The following is a 16,347-nucleotide window of genomic DNA, read 5'->3' on the forward strand; positions in this document are numbered from 1 at the left end:
AAAACGTGTGTTTTTAGTCATCCTGTTTACCTCTCTCTCAAAGAGTTTAGTCTCCAGGATTCCCGGGGCGGTTCACTACTCCTCGTTGTTTTTATCCCCGTTATCTTGCCGCATTGATTCTATAAACTCCCGTTGCTCCTGTGTGAGTGCAAGCTCATCCAGCAAGCAATCTAACTCTTCTTTGGGTGATTCTTCTTGAATCTGTCTGTTCCCGATAGCCATACTCACCCTTGAGTTATTAGGATTAATCTCAGGGTATCCAGGGTGCAGAAAATGCGCAACTAACAGATTTTGGACAATAGAAGCCAAGAAGCCTGTCCATATTAATACCGAGTATTAGACCATACCAACGAAGACATGAACGGCAGGGGAAGGTGTACATACATGATGAGAGTCGAGATGCGGTTAATGGCTGTCACACATGGTGGTAACAACCACTAACCGAAATATATTAACTCATTGATTATACATGATTTAATATTTATCTTGCGCGCCTTCACAGGCGTCGAATAAGGTCATCAGGCCGCCGCGGCGCCTGTGAAATGGCCGCGTAGTATAGCGACTTGCTTCATTATAGGAAAGGTTTAACGTCACCCACGCCTTCACGGATAACAACCGGGGAATCATCGGTAAGATCGACCACCGTTGTCGGTTGCTGTCCCAGATAGCCGCCGTGGATAATCAAATCCACCAGCTTTTCCAGACGGTCTTTGATTTCATCCGGGTCGGACTCGGTAAATTCGCTGCCAGGTAACATCAGCGATGTCGACAGCATCGGCTCACCAAGGGTATCGAGCAGCGCCAGGGCGATCGGGTTCGCCGGCACACGCAGGCCGATGGTTTTACGTTTGTCCTGCAACAGGCGACGCGGTACCTCTTTCGTCCCTTTCAGAATAAAGGTGTAGTTGCCTGGGGTGTTGTTTTTGATCAGACGAAACGCCACGTTGTCGACAAACGAGTAGGTCGACAGCTCAGACAGGTCGCGGCACATCAAGGTAAAGTTGTGGCCATCCGGCAACTGACGGATACGACAGATACGCTCCATCGCCCCTTTGTCTTCAATTTTACAGCCCAATGCGTACCCGGAATCGGTCGGGTAAACAATCACCCCACCTTTACGGACAATCTCAACGGCCTGGGTGATCAGACGCGGCTGTGGATTTTCCGGATGAATATAAAAAAACTGACTCATACTTCCCTCTCTTCACTGTTTTGCGGCTGCTCCCACTTGCGCCAGACGCCCTCCACATCCGCCGGCAGCCAGAGCTTGCGCCCCAGCTCAATCCATGGACATGGCTGATGGAAATCCGATCCCTGCGAGGCCAGTAAACCAAACTGGCGGGCGTACTCGGCGAGCTGTTTACGCTCATTGGGAGCCTGCTGGCATTGGGCAACTTCCATTGCCTCTCCGCCGCACTGGGCAAAATGCGCCAGCAGTCTTTTCAACCATTTAGCGGAGAGGTCGTACCGACCCGGATGGGCCATGACCGCCGTTCCGCCAGAATGATGAATCACTTCAATGGCTTGTTCTATTGTACACCACTGCGGGGGAACATATCCGGTTTTCCCTCGCGCGAGGTACCTTTTGAAGACATCCGCCATATTGCTGGCTTTACCGCATTCCACCAAAAAGCGGGCAAAGTGGCCGCGCGTCACGGCTGCACCCTGCGCCAGGCGCTGCGCCCCTTTCCATGCACCGGGAATGTTCGCCTTTTCCAGGCGCTCGGCAATCAATCTGCCGCGCTGCTGGCGGCGCTCATGCTGCTCCTGCAAAAACGCGCACAGTGCCGGATTGTCGATATCCATATTCAGACCCACGATGTGGATCTCGTGATTTTCCCAGACGGTGGAGATCTCCACACCCGTAATCAATTTCAGCGCCAGACCCGCACGTTCAATTTCTTCACGCGCTGCGGGGATCGCGGCTGTTGTATCGTGATCGGTAATTGCCAGTGTCCCCACCCGCATTGCAACCGCGCGGTGGACCAGTTCTTGTGGGGTCAGGACGCCATCGGAGGCAATCGTGTGGCTGTGCAGGTCATAAATCACTGCGTAATTCGTGTCGCTCAAAAGCGGCTCCCGTGGCGGATAAAACAATAACTGTGGCCTATCATAACGTTCAGCGGCGATTTTCTGAAATCGAGGGTTGACTTTCATTGCTCGAACTAGTTAACTAGTACGCAAGTTCACTCCACGAGGTATCCCTGATGAATATGCATTTTTCCGTAAACCGCTGGTGGCGCACTCCCTGACATTGGGCAGTGTTTCACGTGCGTATTCAGCACACCGATACCCGGCCCGCCAACTGAGCGGGCTTTTTTTTGAACACATTTATGAGAGCAACTATGCAAACGCCAAAACCGACACTCGAATTGCTCACCAGCAACGCCCTGTACCGGGAGAACCCGACCGCGTTATTTCATCAACTGTGTGGGGCTCGCCCGGCAACCCTGTTGCTGGAATCCGCCGATATTGACAGCAAAAACGACTTAAAAAGCCTGCTGTTGGTGGATAGCGCGCTGCGCATTACCGCTCTGGGTGACACTGTCACCATTCAGGCATTAACGCAAAACGGCGCATCCCTGCTGCCGTTGCTGGATGCCGCGCTGCCGGCTGGCGTAGAGAATACCGTACAGCAGGATGGTCGCGTATTACGCTTCCCGCCGGTCAGCTCCTTGCTCGACGAAGATGCACGTCTGTGCTCGCTCTCGGTGTTCGATGCCTTCCGTTTGTTGCAGGGGCTGGTTGATGTCCCGGCCGACGAGCGCGAAGCAATGTTCTTCGGCGGTCTGTTTGCCTACGACCTGGTGGCCGGGTTTGAAGATTTACCCGCGCTGACCCATGACCGTCGCTGCCCGGATTACTGCTTCTATCTGGCAGAAACGTTACTGGTGATCGACCACCAGAAACGCCATACCCGCATTCAGGTCAGCCTGTTCTCCACTGATGTGGAAGAAAAAGCGCGTTTGACCCAGCGTATTGAAACGCTGCATGAGCAACTGAATGTGCCGCCTGCACCACTGCCGGTGGAATCCGTTACAGATATGCGCTGTGAATGCAACCAGAGCGATGAAGAGTACGGCGCGGTTGTCCGTCAGATGCAAAAAGCGATTCGCGCCGGTGAGATTTTCCAGGTTGTGCCATCACGTCGCTTCACCCTGCCGTGCCCGTCACCGCTGGCCGCTTATGAAGTGCTGAAAAAAAGCAACCCAAGCCCGTATATGTTTTTTATGCAGGACAGCGATTTTGCGCTGTTTGGCGCATCGCCGGAAAGCTCGCTCAAATATGACGCCACCTCGCGCCAGATTGAAATCTACCCAATCGCCGGGACACGCCCGCGCGGTCGTCGTGCCGACGGTTCGCTGGATCGCGACCTCGACAGCCGCATCGAACTTGAAATGCGTACCGACCACAAAGAGCTTTCCGAGCACCTGATGCTGGTTGACCTTGCGCGTAATGACCTGGCGCGCATTTGTACTCCTGGCAGTCGTTATGTAGCGGATCTGACCAAAGTCGACCGCTATTCCTTTGTTATGCATCTGGTTTCCCGCGTGGTTGGCGAACTGCGTCAGGATCTCGATGTGCTGCATGCCTACCGTGCCTGTATGAATATGGGAACGCTGAGCGGCGCACCGAAAGTCCGCGCCATGCAGCTTATCGCCGACGCGGAAGGCTCTCGTCGCGGCAGCTACGGTGGCGCAGTAGGCTACTTTACCGCCCATGGCGATCTCGATACCTGCATTGTGATTCGTTCTGCCTGGGTGGAAGACGGTGTTGCCACCGTTCAGGCAGGTGCTGGCGTGGTACTCGATTCCGTACCGCAATCAGAAGCCGATGAAACACGTAATAAAGCTCGCGCGGTTCTGCGCGCCATTGCTAAAGCGCATAACGCTCAGGAGACCTTCTGATGGCTGACATTCTGCTGCTCGATAATATCGACTCATTTACCTATAACCTTGCCGATCAGCTGCGCGCCAGCGGGCATAACGTGGTGATTTACCGCAACCATGTCCCGGCGCAAACCCTGATTGACCGCCTGGCAACCATGAAAAACCCGGTGCTGATGCTTTCCCCGGGCCCGGGCGCACCGTCAGAAGCGGGCTGCATGCCAGAACTGTTGACCCGTATGCGCGGCAAGCTGCCAATTATCGGCATCTGCCTGGGCCATCAGGCGATTGTCGAAGCCTATGGCGGCTATGTTGGCCAGGCGGGCGAAATCCTGCACGGTAAAGCCTCCAGCATTGAACATGACGGCCAGGCGATGTTTGCCGGCCTGCCGAACCCACTGCCGGTGGCGCGTTATCACTCGCTGGTTGGCCGCAACATTCCGGCCGGGTTAACCATCAACGCGCACTTTAACGGCATGGTGATGGCCGTGCGTCACGACGCGGATCGCGTGTGCGGCTTCCAGTTCCATCCGGAATCCATTCTGACATCGCAGGGTGCCCGCGTGCTGGAACAAACCCTGGCCTGGGCGCTGCAGAAGCTGGAACAGACCAACACCCTGCAACCGGTGCTGGAAAAACTGTATCAGGCACAAACACTGAGCCAGCAGGAGAGCCACCAATTGTTCTCTGCGGTGGTACGCGGCGAACTGAAACCGGAGCAACTGGCTGCAGCGCTGGTCAGCATGAAAGTGCGCGGCGAGCACCCGAATGAAATCGCCGGGGCGGCCACCGCGTTACTGGAAAATGCCGCGCCGTTCCCGCGCCCGGACTACCCGTTTGCCGATATCGTGGGCACCGGCGGCGACGGCAGCAACAGTATCAACATTTCAACCGCCAGCGCCTTTGTGGCGGCGGCCTGTGGTCTGAAAGTTGCGAAACACGGTAACCGCAGCGTCTCCAGCCGTTCCGGATCCTCCGATTTACTGGCGGCCTTCGGTATCAATCTGGACATGAATGCCGATAAATCCCGCACTGCGCTGGATGAGCTGGGCGTGTGCTTCTTATTCGCACCGAAATACCACACCGGGTTCCGTCATGCGATGCCGGTACGCCAGCAGTTGAAAACGCGCACCCTGTTTAACGTGCTGGGGCCATTAATTAACCCGGCGCATCCTCCGCTGGCGCTGATTGGCGTATACAGCCCGGAGCTGGTGCTGCCGATTGCCGAGACCCTGCGCGTGCTGGGTTATCAACGCGCTGCGGTGGTTCACAGTGGTGGGATGGACGAGGTTTCACTGCATGCCCCGACGGTGGTGGCTGAATTACGCGAAGGCGAGATCAAGAGCTACCAGCTTACCGCTGCTGATTTCGGCCTGACGCCGTATCACCAGGAGCAGCTGGCAGGCGGCACGCCGGAAGAAAACCGTGACATTCTGACACGCTTATTACAAGGTAAAGGTGAACCCGCCCACGAGGCCGCCGTCGCTGCAAATGTCGCCATGTTGATGCGTTTACACGGTGAAGAAGATTTGCAAGCCAACGCGCAGAAAGTTCTGCAGGTGCTGCACAGCGGCGCCGCCTATAACAAAGTCACCGCACTTGCGGCAAGAGGGTAAAGAATGCAAACCGTATTAGCAAAAATCGTCGCGGATAAGGCGATTTGGGTAGCTGCCCGCAAGGAACAGCAGCCGCTGGCCAGTTTTCAGAACGACGTGGTGCCGAGCACCCGCCGCTTCTACGACGCCCTGCAGGGTACGCGTACCGCGTTTATCCTGGAATGCAAAAAAGCGTCCCCATCCAAAGGGGTGATTCGCGATGATTTCGACCCAGCGCGTATCGCCGGGGTCTACAAGCACCATGCATCGGCTATCTCCGTGCTGACCGACGAGAAATATTTCCAGGGGAGTTTTGATTTTCTGCCCATCGTCAGCCGCATCGCGCATCAGCCGATTCTGTGTAAGGACTTCATTATCGACCCTTACCAGATTTACCTGGCACGCTTTTACCAGGCTGATGCCTGCCTGCTGATGCTCTCGGTACTGGATGATGAGCAATACCGCCAACTCTCCGCCGTGGCCCACAGTCTGAGCATGGGCGTGCTGACCGAAGTCAGCAACGAAGAAGAGCTGGAACGCGCTATCGCCCTGGAGGCGAAAGTGGTCGGCATCAATAACCGCGACCTGCGCGATCTGTCCATTGACCTGAACCGTACGCGTCAGCTTGCACCGCGCCTTGGCGCCGGGGTAACGGTTATTAGCGAATCGGGCATCAACACCTATGCCCAGGTCCGGGAACTGAGCCATTTCGCCAACGGTTTCCTGATTGGCTCCGCGCTGATGTCGCATGACGATCTGGACGCCGCGGTGAAACGCGTATTGCTCGGTGAGAACAAAGTCTGCGGCCTGACGCGTCCCCAGGACGCGCAAGTAGCTCATAACGCGGGTGCCATTTACGGCGGACTGATTTTCGTTGCCTCCTCCCCGCGCGCTGTTAATGTCGCGAAGGCGCGCACGGTGATGGCAGGTGCCCCGCTGCAGTACATCGGCGTGTTCCGTAACGCATCGGTCGAAACCGTGTTGACCACCGTAGAGCAACTGGGTCTGGTCGCTGTGCAACTGCATGGCAGTGAAGACCAGGACTATATCGACACACTGCGTAAACAATTGCCGGACAGCGTGCAAATCTGGAAGGCGCTGAGCGTTGGCGACACCCTGCCGGCTCGCGACCTGAATCACGTCGATAAATATGTATTTGATAACGGCCAGGGCGGTAGCGGTAAGCGTTTTGACTGGTCCCTGCTGTCAGGGCAAACGCTGGACAACGTACTGCTGGCAGGTGGGCTTGGCGCAGATAACTGCGTGGAAGCGGCCAAAACCGGCTGTGCCGGACTCGATTTCAATTCAGGCGTAGAGTCTGAACCCGGGAAGAAAGACGCCGATAAAGTGGCCTCGGTATTCCGAACTTTACGCGCTTATTAAGGAAGAAAATCATGACGACATTATTAAACCCGTATTTTGGTGAGTTTGGCGGCATGTATGTGCCGCAAATCCTGATGCCTGCGCTGCGCCAACTGGAAGACGCCTTTGTCAGCGCGCAGAAAGATCCCGAGTTTCAGGCGCAGTTCACCGATTTACTGAAAAACTACGCCGGTCGTCCAACCGCGCTGACCAAGTGTCAGAACATCACCGAGGGTACTAACACCACCCTGTACCTTAAGCGTGAAGATTTGCTGCACGGCGGTGCGCACAAAACTAACCAGGTATTAGGTCAAGCGCTGCTGGCTAAGCGGATGGGTAAAACCGAAATTATCGCCGAAACCGGTGCGGGGCAGCACGGTGTTGCCTCGGCGCTCGCCAGCGCTCTGCTCGGTCTGAAATGCCGTATCTACATGGGCGCGAAAGACGTGGAGCGCCAGTCGCCGAACGTCTTCCGTATGCGCTTAATGGGTGCGGAAGTGATCGCGGTGCATAGCGGCTCTGCCACCCTGAAAGATGCCTGTAACGAAGCGCTGCGCGACTGGTCTGGCAGCTACGATACCGCGCACTATATGCTCGGTACCGCCGCAGGCCCGCACCCCTTCCCGACCATTGTGCGTGAATTCCAGCGCATGATCGGTGAAGAGACCAAAGCACAGATCCTCGAAAAAGAAGGACGTCTGCCGGATGCGGTTATCGCCTGCGTCGGCGGCGGTTCAAACGCTATCGGGATGTTTGCCGATTTCATCGACGAGACCAGCGTGGGCCTTATCGGGGTTGAACCCGCCGGGCACGGCATCGAGACCGGCGAACACGGTGCGCCTCTTAAGCATGGCCGCGTGGGGATCTATTTCGGCATGAAATCACCGATGATGCAGACCGATGAAGGCCAGATTGAAGAATCTTACTCTATCTCCGCCGGTCTGGATTTCCCGTCCGTTGGCCCGCAGCACGCGTATCTGAATAGCACTGGACGTGCGGACTACGTCTCCATCACCGACGATGAAGCGCTCGAAGCCTTTAAGACACTGTGCCGCCACGAAGGGATTATTCCGGCGCTGGAATCCTCCCACGCCCTGGCCCATGCGCTGAAAATGATTCATGAGAACCCGGAGAAAGAGCAGTTGCTGGTGGTTAACCTGTCTGGCCGTGGAGATAAAGACATCTTCACCGTACACGATATTTTGAAAGCGCGAGGGGAAATCTGATGGAACGATACGAGACACTTTTCAAACAATTGAAAGAACGCAAGGAAGGCGCATTTGTTCCCTTCGTCACGCTGGGCGATCCCTCACCTGAGCAGTCGCTAAAAATCATCGATACGCTGATTGAAGCCGGTGCCGATGCGCTGGAATTAGGGATTCCGTTTTCTGACCCGCTGGCAGACGGCCCGACCATTCAGAACGCAACGCTGCGCGCTTTTGCCGCAGGTGTCACGCCGACCCAGTGCTTTGAAATGCTGGCCGCGATCCGCCAGAAACACCCGACGATCCCAATTGGCCTGCTGATGTACGCCAACCTGGTCTTCAGTCGCGGTATTGATGAGTTCTATGCCCAGTGTGAAAAAGCGGGCGTCGACTCTGTGCTGGTAGCCGACGTGCCGGTGGAAGAATCGGCCCCGTTCCGCCAGGCCGCGCTGCGCCACAACGTTGCGCCAATCTTTATCTGCCCGCCAAACGCCGATGACGAGTTGCTGCGCCAAATCGCCTCGCACGGTCGTGGCTACACCTACCTGCTCTCACGTGCAGGGGTAACCGGCGCAGAAAACCGTGCCGCACTGCCGCTGCATCATCTGGTGGAAAAACTGACCGAGTATAATGCCGCTCCGCCGTTACAGGGGTTTGGCATCTCTGCGCCGGATCAGGTAACCGCGGCAATTGACGCAGGTGCAGCCGGGGCGATTTCGGGCTCGGCTATCGTCAAGATTATTGAGAAAAACGTCGATAAACCAGCCGTAATGCTTGAAGAGCTTGGCGCGTTTGTCCGTGCAATGAAAGTCGGTACCCGCCAGTAACCGTCTCTGACGCCCGGCGCACTGCCGGGCGTTTTTTCATTCGCGCCCAGTGATGGTGTGCGCGTATTTCTCCACCAGCCGAAACAGATCCTGCACTTCCTGCTCCGTCCAGTTTTCAAACCTGGCATTCATCATCTGCTGGCGCGCCACATCAATTTTCAGGGTCATCGCTTTACCCGCTTCGCTGACCGATACGGCACTGACGCGTCTGTCCTCAGGGCTACTCGTCTTTTGTACCAGCCCTGCGGTTTCCAGCTTCTTCACCTGACGGCTGACGGTGGTGTAATCCCGCCCCACCCGATTTGCCAGATCAACCACGCCAAGCGGCCCGAAACGTTCAATCGTTACCAGTAAGGGAAAGAGGGTCTGATCCAGATTGATGTCGGCCTGACGCATCAGTTCCACATCCCGTAAGGGATGATTCATCACGCTGATGATGTCGAGTAGCGCGCGATGGAAGCCATCAATATCATAGTTAATATGTGCATTTTGCATATGTTTTCCTGCGGGTGTATAGTTCATTTCTGATATGTGCATTTTACACATAAAATCCTTTTGGAGAAACGAGATGAAAGCAGCTGTTGTGTACCAGACCGGCGTTGCGCCGGTATTTGCAGACTTTGCCACCCCTTATGTTCGTGAAGGCGAAACCCTGATTGACGTGAAGGCGGCCGCCATAAGCCATGTCGTCAAAAGCCGCGCGGCGGGTACCCACTACAGTTTTGATGGCGTATTGCCCTTCGTACCTGGCATCGACGGCGTCGGCACCACTGCCGATGGTCAGCGAGTGTGGTTTGCCTTCCCACGCGCCCCCTGGGGAAGCATGGCAGAACAGGCGCCTGTTGCCCTGAATCATTGCATTGCGTTGCCGGACGCACTGGATAGCGTCACCGCCGCGGCGATGGCCAATCCGGGAATGTCAGCGTGGGCCGCATTGGTCACCCGGGCCGGATTTAGCGCAGGTGAAAGCGTCCTGGTCAACGGCGCGACGGGCAGCGCGGGAAAACTCGCCGTACAAATCGCCCGCTTCCTTGGGGCAAAAAAAGTCATCGTGACCGGGCGTAATCCACAGGCACTGGCGCAGGCAGGTGGTGACGTGGCGATTAGCCTCAACGATGATGACGCATCGCTGCGCGAACAGCTGGCGGCACAGTTTGCCATCGGCATTGATGTGGTGGTGGATTATCTGTGGGGCGCAAGTGCAGAGAAGATACTGATGGCGGCAGCCAAAACCAAAAGCGCGCTGCGTTATGTACAGGTCGGTTCACTTTCCGGCGGCGAAATCACCCTGCCCGGTGCCTTTTTACGTTCCGCCCCTATTCAACTGATGGGCAGCGGCATCGGTAGCCTTACGCTGGCGCAATTGTTAACTGCCACACAATCTTTATTCGCCGCAGCCATACCAGGCCAATTCTCCATTGCCTGCACACCGCTGTCGCTCAATAATGTCGCGGATGTATGGGACACGGATGACAGTAAGCAGCGTAGCGTATTCATCATCCGTTAGACGTTGATGCGTAATGGGAAGGATGTCCGTATGTTTAATAAAGCCGCACTGATAAGAGGCTGGTTTACCGTTACGACCATTTTTACCTGCTTTACCCTTGGCAGCTATATCGGGCATTACTATTTTGCCGGTTCGCGTATTCCCTGGCTTATTGGCCTTATTGCCGCGATAGTCATCAATTGGGGATCGTATGGCGTGCTGAAAAAGCTCACCTGAGTGTATCGTTGCTAAAACTGGCCATAATGCGGCCAGTTTTATCTTGCACCGATCAGAAGCGGTAACCGACAGCAAACATAAATACCCACGGATCAAGACGCGTGCTCACGCTCTGCTGCGCGCCACCCGCTTTAAAACGCACGTCCGTATCGATGTCCATATACCAGACCGAGGCATTAATCAGCCAGTTGCGGTTAATTAAATAATCCAGCCCCACCTGCCCTGCAGCACCCCATGAGTTTTTCAGGCTCAAATCAGACAGCCCGGCCGATTTGCCCGTATCGTTGAATTTCTCATCAAAGAACATGGTGTAGTTGATACCTGCACCAATATACGGACGGAACTTACTGCCGGCATCACCAAAATACCACTGGGCCATCAACGTTGGCGGTAAATGGTGAACGGTCGCGATATTACCGGTTGGGCCGGTCCCTACTTTATGACGAAACGGCGTCGCTGCCAGTAATTCCACGCCAACGTTATCCGTTGCCATATACGTCATGGTCAGACCGAGCTGGGTATTATTATCGACATTAAAACTTCCCAGACTCCCTAACACATTATCCGATCCCTCCGTCGGCCTGACGGTTGCGGAACCGGCACGCATGAAAAATTCACCAGCTTCATGCGCATATGCGCCTGCGGAAAGACTACTCAGGATCAATGCTGCCACGGCTAATTTATTCATATCCACTCCATGTATGTGGTTTTTCATAGGCGCCGTGAATATACCTACAAATAAGTACATCGTGATCCAACACAGATCACATTACATCAATTAATTTGACATTTATTGATCTGAATTAATTTTGCCAACAAACACAGATTGTTAGCTTTTTTACCCATATCAATTTTGATACCACGAATTGCCGAAAAAATAGTCAGTCCGTTATCTTGCCGACGTGCAGCCACAGGACTAATTTAGTGGACTCATAATTTGAAATGATGCGTAGTGATTGCAGGTGTGCCATGAGTGATCTCAACCCGTGCATGACATGCGGAGCCTGTTGTGCTTATTTTCGTGTCTCTTTCTACTGGGCCGAAGCGGATGACGCTGGCGGTCCTGTCCCGGCTCAGCTTACGGAGCCTGTCTCTCCTTTTATGCGTTGTATGAATGGCACCAACCAGAAGCGCATCCATTGCATCGCGCTTGACGGCATTCCGGGCGAGTCCGCACGTTGCCGCATTTATCAGCAACGGCCATCCCCGTGCCGCGAATTTATGATGTCGGGCGAGAATAATGAGCCAAATGAAGCCTGCGATCGTGCCCGTGCGTACTACGGATTACCGCCGCTTTACAAAGATATGCTTTTCCATACATCCGTGAAGGCTGCCACGGATGCCTCTTCCAGTGTACAATTGTGATGAATTTAACATTGCAGAGCTCAAGGAGAGTGCATGTCTATCACGGCGGAATCCGTTTACCGTGACACGGGGAATTTTTTTCGTAATCAGTTTGTTACCATTTTGCTGATTGCACTTCTATGTGCATTTTTTACAGTGCTGTTAGGATGCGTCTTTTCGCCCAGTGAAGCCCAGTTGTCGATCCTGGGTGAAGGCAATTATCTGACGGAAAGCACCGGGTTGCTCGACCTGGTACGTAATATGACGCCAGAACAGCAGCAGGTATTATTACACTTATCAGCGGCAGCCACGTTCTCCGGTTTGATCGGCAATGCCATTCTGGCCGGCAGCGTGCTGATGATGATCCGGATGATCTCGGCAGGGCAACGCGTTAGCGCGCTTCGTGCCATCGGTGCCAGTGCGCAAGTTCTGCCTGCGCTGTTTATCCTGTTCTTGCTGACAACCTTTTTAGTTCAACTCGGCATGATGTTCATCTTCGTACCCGGCGTATTACTGGCCATTCTTCTGGCATTCGCGCCAGTGATGATTGTCCAGGATAAAGCGGGGGTGTTTACGGCGATGCGCGGCAGTATGCGCCTGGGTTGGGACAATATGCGTCTGGTCGCGCCTGCGGTGATCGGTTGGTTGATCGCGAAAATCGCCCTGATGATGTTTGCGCACAACCTGGCGTTTCTCACGCCGGAAATCGGTGCGGTGGTCGCCAACACGGTGAGTAACATGATATCTGTAGCCCTGCTCATTTATCTGTTCCGCCTGTATATGCTGATACGTCAGTGATTTTTCGCCTGTGTAAGCAGGTAATTTAACGGAATCGTAGAATGAAGCAGTTTCTTGATTTTCTCCCACTGGTAGTGTTTTTCGCGTTTTACAAGCTGTATGACATTTATGCCGCGACGACAGCCCTGATTATTGCCACGGCCGTTGTGCTGATTTACAGCTGGGTGCGTTACCGTAAAGTCGAAAAGATGGCGCTTATCACCTTCTTACTGGTGGCCGTTTTCGGTGGACTGACGATTTTCTTTCACAATGACGAATTCATTAAATGGAAAGTCACGGTCATCTACGTGCTGTTTGCAGGCGCGCTGCTGTTTAGTCAGTGGGTCATGAAAAAGCCGCTTATCCAGCGTATGCTGGGTAAAGAGATCACGCTGCCGCTGGTGGTATGGGAACGCCTCAACCTTGCCTGGGCACTGTTTTTCATCCTCTGTGGCTTGGCGAACATCTATATCGCGTTCTGGCTGCCGCAGAATATCTGGGTGAATTTCAAAGTGTTTGGCTTAACCGCGCTGACGTTACTCTTTACCGTACTGAGCGGCGTGTATATCTATCGCCACATGCCGCAGGACGATAAATCCTGAGTGGTACGGCAAAAATCAGGTACAGCCCTACGGCTGGTCACGTAATGTGACCAGCCGTTTTTGTTACGGATATTTGTTGCGGTGTAGCTGGCAGTGAATCAGAAGATAGTCTTCAAACGATGGCGGTAAATTGAACGTTATCGCCTGTTGAGCAACCTTGATGCCATAGTGTTCATAATAATCACTGCGCGATACTTCAAACTGGTCGATAAGAATTAACGGTTTAGGATCGGCAATCGTGCTCTTTTGCTCGTCAATGACCTTCACTAAATAAGTGTCGGAGTCTGTCGCAATAATTTCATAACGAACAAGGCGATCGCCGGATTCTGCAGATATGTAGTGCGTGTTTATGGACGAGTAAATCATTGGCTTACTCCCTTCATAATCGACTCACGAAGAGTATATCCGCACAATTCAGGAGTGAAGTGTTATCGTACAAATTATGTACATTCTTATCTGGTTATTCCCGGTGCTTGCCGTCCAGATCAGATGCATCGCTCTCTGGGCTAAAATCTTGTGACGACACCATCTAAGAAAACAGCAATTTTCCATTTTTTTCGCGCTAGAGGAGCAGTGAGAGAGCAGAAATGGCGAAAAAAACCGGGCGCAATACCCGGTCTGGTTTGTGTCATCAGGAAGCAGGCATGCCTGGCGAATCAGACTGGCTATGCCCGGTGGCATGGTCATGATGATGCAGAGGTTTCTTGCGAGCCCTGTTTCGCCAGCGTACGCGCCAGAATCGAGGAATACAGCGGTTTTCCACCAAGAAATTGGGCGAGTAATGTCGCACCAAGGCAGGTGATAATCATGGGCAGTATTAACTGATAGTTATCCGTCATCTCCAGTACCAGGACGATCCCTGTCAGCGGAGCGCGAACAGAGGCTGCAAATAACGCCCCCATTCCGGCAATCGCAAACGTACCGGCCTCAAGCCCATACGCCGGGAATAAATCCGCAACCCCAACGCCATAGGCGGTACCCAGCACGGTACCCAACGCCAGCATTGGCGCAAAAATACCGCCCGGCGCCCCTGAGCAAAAACACAGCAATGTGGTCAGCAGACGAACCAGGAACATCACGATCAGTGCGTAAAATGTAAAACCGCCTTTCGCTGCATCCGGGATCAATTCAAAACCGCCCCCAGCGCCAGGCGCGTAAAGCAGCGCAAGGATACCGCAGCCACCGCCGATACAGCCGCCAATCACCATCGTTCGCCAGGTTCGCCCGGCATAAATATGTTGAAAACCATCCTGAAATAAAAAGACGAGGCGATTAAATAACACGCCGATAAAGCCAAATAGCATCCCCAGAACAAGATAAAGCCATAGTGTATTCACCGGCGCATTGGATAAGTGCCCGACAGCGATGACCGGGCTTTCGCCGTTAAACAGGCGAAAGACAATGCTGGCCATTATCACGCCAATAAAAACAGCTTTGATCGAGATAAGGTTATAGCGAAATTGCGGCCTCATTTCTTCGAGAATAAAGAGAATGCCTGCAAGCGGCGCATTAAACGCGGCGGCCAAACCCGCAGCAGCCCCCGTCGCCAGCAATGAATGACGCGCTTCGCCGTGTTTGACGCGCAGCAGGTCACTGACCATGCGCCCAATATTACCGCCGAGCTGAACCGTTGGCCCCTCTCTGCCGAGCACCATCCCTGCGCCAAGTGTTCCCATACCGCCGAAGAACTTCACCGGAATAACGCGCCACCAGCGTACCGGGCGGAGCTCTTCCAGCGCGCCTTCAATTTCCGGAATCCCCGACCCGGACGCTTCCGGAGCAAAACGTCTGACGAGGAAATATCCCATCATTGCCAACAGACCGGAGATCATAAAAGCCACGATACATAACGTCCAGCCACTCAAACCGGACTGTTCAAGAACGCCCGTTCGCCAGTGCTGCACGGCATTAACCGCACGAAAAAATGCGACGCCAACAAATCCGACAAGCGTACCGACAATGGCGGCGCAAATCAGTACCGCGACCGGCGTCCGGTCACGATACAGCAACGCCCTGAACATGCTTTTGCGTGCAGACTCTGTTTCAGGAACCTGAACGTCTGAAGAACCAGGAACACTCATTTTTTCAACTGTGTCATATACCAACAAGGGGTAAGAGTTTATCGCACCTTATGAAGAAGTCACAAAAGCGATGTGGTTACCGAACGTATCACGCTTATCCAGATGTCGTGATGATGTCAGGTATCTGTCAGGCCGTAGTCGTGTTGTCATCACCCTCAAGCGTGCACACTTCTGACGAGTCAATTATTCAGACAGGAGAACCACCGTGACGCTTTTCACTATCATCAGCCATACCCCGCTGTGGGTGTGGGGGCTTTTTATCTTTCTGCTTATACGTGGCTGCGCCGCGCTTTCTGAACGGGAAATGAGCATCAGGCGTTTGTTTATACTCCCGTTGATATTTCTGGCCTGGGGTGTCTGGAGCGTAAATCAGGAATTTAATAGCAACCTGTCATCATTAACGGGAATGTTAGCCGGGCTGGCGGTTGGTATTCCGGGCGGATGGCTATTATGGAAAAATCAGCCTCGATTAAAAAGTAAACCCGGCAGCAAGATGATTATCCGTGCGGGAACTCCCCTGACGCTGATGCTTATCATCACGGCCTTTGGCACAAAATATTGCGTGATGGTCTGGCTGGCGTTGCATCCCGGGACGCATTACTCAGTGCTATTCGGTTTTCTGTTTGGCTTTATTACCGGAATGGTCGACGGATTGTTCTGGGGCGGAACGCTGAATCTGTTTTTGTCATGGCGTAAAACATCGCCGGGTATGCAATAGGGTTAGCAATGCCGGCGATGGTGATTACAGGATTGTTGGCGGTTGCCCTGTTCTCGTTCTGAGTTGGTTTCATAAAATGCCTTCTCGATGGCTTTCCCGTCCGATGTGCCATAGATGATTCCTGGTTAACGTGTATAGAGAAGAGAAATCATTAGATAGTGTCGTCACGAGGATAAAAATCATTGATAATAGGGCCTTCTAATCAGAAGGCCCTATTATCATGACT

Annotated in this window: 17 protein-coding genes and 1 other annotated feature; of the genes, 11 read left to right on the forward strand and 6 right to left on the reverse strand. The window is 53.8% G+C overall.

The window, feature by feature from the left end; genetic code table 11:
• Window positions 1–571: 571 nt before the first annotated feature.
• Both ACSZPU_RS15550 and rnm read right to left on the reverse strand, forming a co-directional pair.
• Window positions 572–1,192, reverse strand: a complete 621-nt coding sequence (locus ACSZPU_RS15550; protein WP_499000473.1) for an L-threonylcarbamoyladenylate synthase — start codon at window positions 1,190–1,192, stop codon at window positions 572–574.
• Window positions 1,189–2,070 (reverse strand): RNase RNM, encoded by an 882-nt coding sequence (gene rnm / locus ACSZPU_RS15555; protein ID WP_499000475.1) that lies wholly within the window; start codon window positions 2,068–2,070, stop codon window positions 1,189–1,191. Before rnm ends, ACSZPU_RS15550 begins: the two co-directional genes overlap by 4 nt.
• A gap of 158 nt (window positions 2,071–2,228) precedes the next feature.
• Window positions 2,229–2,323 (forward strand) — a sequence feature (Trp leader region).
• Window positions 2,324–2,345: 22 nt separating this feature from the next.
• Between rnm and ACSZPU_RS15560 the strand changes: the two genes are divergently transcribed.
• Genes ACSZPU_RS15560 through trpA form a run of 5 tightly spaced genes read left to right on the forward strand, consistent with a single transcriptional unit; the run spans window position 2,346 to window position 8,876 of the window.
• Window positions 2,346–3,908, forward strand: coding sequence for an anthranilate synthase component 1 (locus tag ACSZPU_RS15560; protein ID WP_499000478.1), 1,563 nt, complete (start codon window positions 2,346–2,348; stop codon window positions 3,906–3,908).
• The gene (gene trpD, locus ACSZPU_RS15565; RefSeq protein ID WP_499000480.1) at window positions 3,908–5,503 is read left to right on the forward strand and encodes a bifunctional anthranilate synthase glutamate amidotransferase component TrpG/anthranilate phosphoribosyltransferase TrpD; all 1,596 of its coding nucleotides are present in this window, start codon (window positions 3,908–3,910) and stop codon (window positions 5,501–5,503) included. The genes ACSZPU_RS15560 and trpD overlap by 1 nt, the downstream gene beginning before the upstream one ends.
• 3 nt (window positions 5,504–5,506) lie before the next feature.
• Window positions 5,507–6,865, forward strand: coding sequence for a bifunctional indole-3-glycerol-phosphate synthase TrpC/phosphoribosylanthranilate isomerase TrpF (gene trpCF / locus ACSZPU_RS15570; RefSeq protein WP_499000482.1), 1,359 nt, complete (start codon window positions 5,507–5,509; stop codon window positions 6,863–6,865).
• Between the two features lie 11 nt (window positions 6,866–6,876).
• The gene (gene trpB, locus ACSZPU_RS15575) at window positions 6,877–8,070 is read left to right on the forward strand and encodes a tryptophan synthase subunit beta (RefSeq protein ID WP_499000484.1); all 1,194 of its coding nucleotides are present in this window, start codon (window positions 6,877–6,879) and stop codon (window positions 8,068–8,070) included.
• Window positions 8,070–8,876: a tryptophan synthase subunit alpha gene (gene trpA / locus ACSZPU_RS15580; protein ID WP_499000485.1), complete on the forward strand. Its 807-nt coding sequence runs from the start codon at window positions 8,070–8,072 to the stop codon at window positions 8,874–8,876. The genes trpB and trpA overlap by 1 nt, the downstream gene beginning before the upstream one ends.
• Window positions 8,877–8,912: 36 nt before the next feature.
• Here the strand turns inward: trpA and ACSZPU_RS15585 are convergent, their stop codons facing one another.
• Window positions 8,913–9,371, reverse strand: a complete 459-nt coding sequence (locus tag ACSZPU_RS15585) for a MarR family winged helix-turn-helix transcriptional regulator (protein ID WP_499000487.1) — start codon at window positions 9,369–9,371, stop codon at window positions 8,913–8,915.
• A gap of 73 nt (window positions 9,372–9,444) precedes the next feature.
• Between ACSZPU_RS15585 and ACSZPU_RS15590 the strand changes: the two genes are divergently transcribed.
• Both ACSZPU_RS15590 and ACSZPU_RS15595 read left to right on the forward strand, forming a co-directional pair.
• On the forward strand, window positions 9,445–10,383 hold the full coding sequence (locus ACSZPU_RS15590; RefSeq protein ID WP_499000489.1) for a quinone oxidoreductase family protein: 939 nt from the start codon (window positions 9,445–9,447) through the stop codon (window positions 10,381–10,383).
• Between the two features lie 30 nt (window positions 10,384–10,413).
• Window positions 10,414–10,599: a hypothetical protein gene (locus ACSZPU_RS15595; RefSeq protein ID WP_499000491.1), complete on the forward strand. Its 186-nt coding sequence runs from the start codon at window positions 10,414–10,416 to the stop codon at window positions 10,597–10,599.
• A 52-nt stretch (window positions 10,600–10,651) separates the two neighbouring features.
• Here the strand turns inward: ACSZPU_RS15595 and ompW are convergent, their stop codons facing one another.
• Window positions 10,652–11,287 (reverse strand): outer membrane protein OmpW, encoded by a 636-nt coding sequence (gene ompW, locus ACSZPU_RS15600; RefSeq protein WP_499000492.1) that lies wholly within the window; start codon window positions 11,285–11,287, stop codon window positions 10,652–10,654.
• A gap of 281 nt (window positions 11,288–11,568) precedes the next feature.
• On the opposite strand from ompW, the gene ACSZPU_RS15605 reads away from it, so the two are divergent.
• Genes ACSZPU_RS15605 through ACSZPU_RS15615 form a run of 3 tightly spaced genes read left to right on the forward strand, consistent with a single transcriptional unit; the run spans window position 11,569 to window position 13,322 of the window.
• Window positions 11,569–11,964: a YkgJ family cysteine cluster protein gene (locus ACSZPU_RS15605; RefSeq protein WP_499000495.1), complete on the forward strand. Its 396-nt coding sequence runs from the start codon at window positions 11,569–11,571 to the stop codon at window positions 11,962–11,964.
• A gap of 33 nt (window positions 11,965–11,997) precedes the next feature.
• Window positions 11,998–12,741 (forward strand): YciC family protein, encoded by a 744-nt coding sequence (locus tag ACSZPU_RS15610; protein ID WP_499000497.1) that lies wholly within the window; start codon window positions 11,998–12,000, stop codon window positions 12,739–12,741.
• Between the two features lie 41 nt (window positions 12,742–12,782).
• Window positions 12,783–13,322 carry a septation protein A gene (locus ACSZPU_RS15615; protein ID WP_499000500.1) on the forward strand — a complete coding sequence of 180 codons (540 nt, stop codon included), beginning with the start codon at window positions 12,783–12,785 and terminating at the stop codon, window positions 13,320–13,322.
• A gap of 63 nt (window positions 13,323–13,385) precedes the next feature.
• Here ACSZPU_RS15615 and ACSZPU_RS15620 read toward each other — a convergent pair whose 3' ends face one another.
• Both ACSZPU_RS15620 and clcA read right to left on the reverse strand, forming a co-directional pair.
• Window positions 13,386–13,688 carry a hypothetical protein gene (locus tag ACSZPU_RS15620; RefSeq protein ID WP_499000502.1) on the reverse strand — a complete coding sequence of 101 codons (303 nt, stop codon included), beginning with the start codon at window positions 13,686–13,688 and terminating at the stop codon, window positions 13,386–13,388.
• 317 nt (window positions 13,689–14,005) lie between these two features.
• Complete coding sequence (clcA, locus tag ACSZPU_RS15625) at window positions 14,006–15,403, reverse strand: H(+)/Cl(-) exchange transporter ClcA (protein ID WP_499000505.1); 1,398 nt, start codon at window positions 15,401–15,403, stop codon at window positions 14,006–14,008.
• A 205-nt stretch (window positions 15,404–15,608) separates the two neighbouring features.
• Here clcA and ACSZPU_RS15630 point away from each other — a divergent pair, with 205 nt between their 5' ends.
• Window positions 15,609–16,121 (forward strand): DUF6622 family protein, encoded by a 513-nt coding sequence (locus ACSZPU_RS15630; RefSeq protein ID WP_499000507.1) that lies wholly within the window; start codon window positions 15,609–15,611, stop codon window positions 16,119–16,121.
• Window positions 16,122–16,347 lie beyond the last annotated feature (226 nt).

It is taken from the genome of Phytobacter sp. V69 (assembly GCF_965644215.1).
Classification (GTDB): Bacteria; Pseudomonadota; Gammaproteobacteria; order Enterobacterales; family Enterobacteriaceae; genus Phytobacter.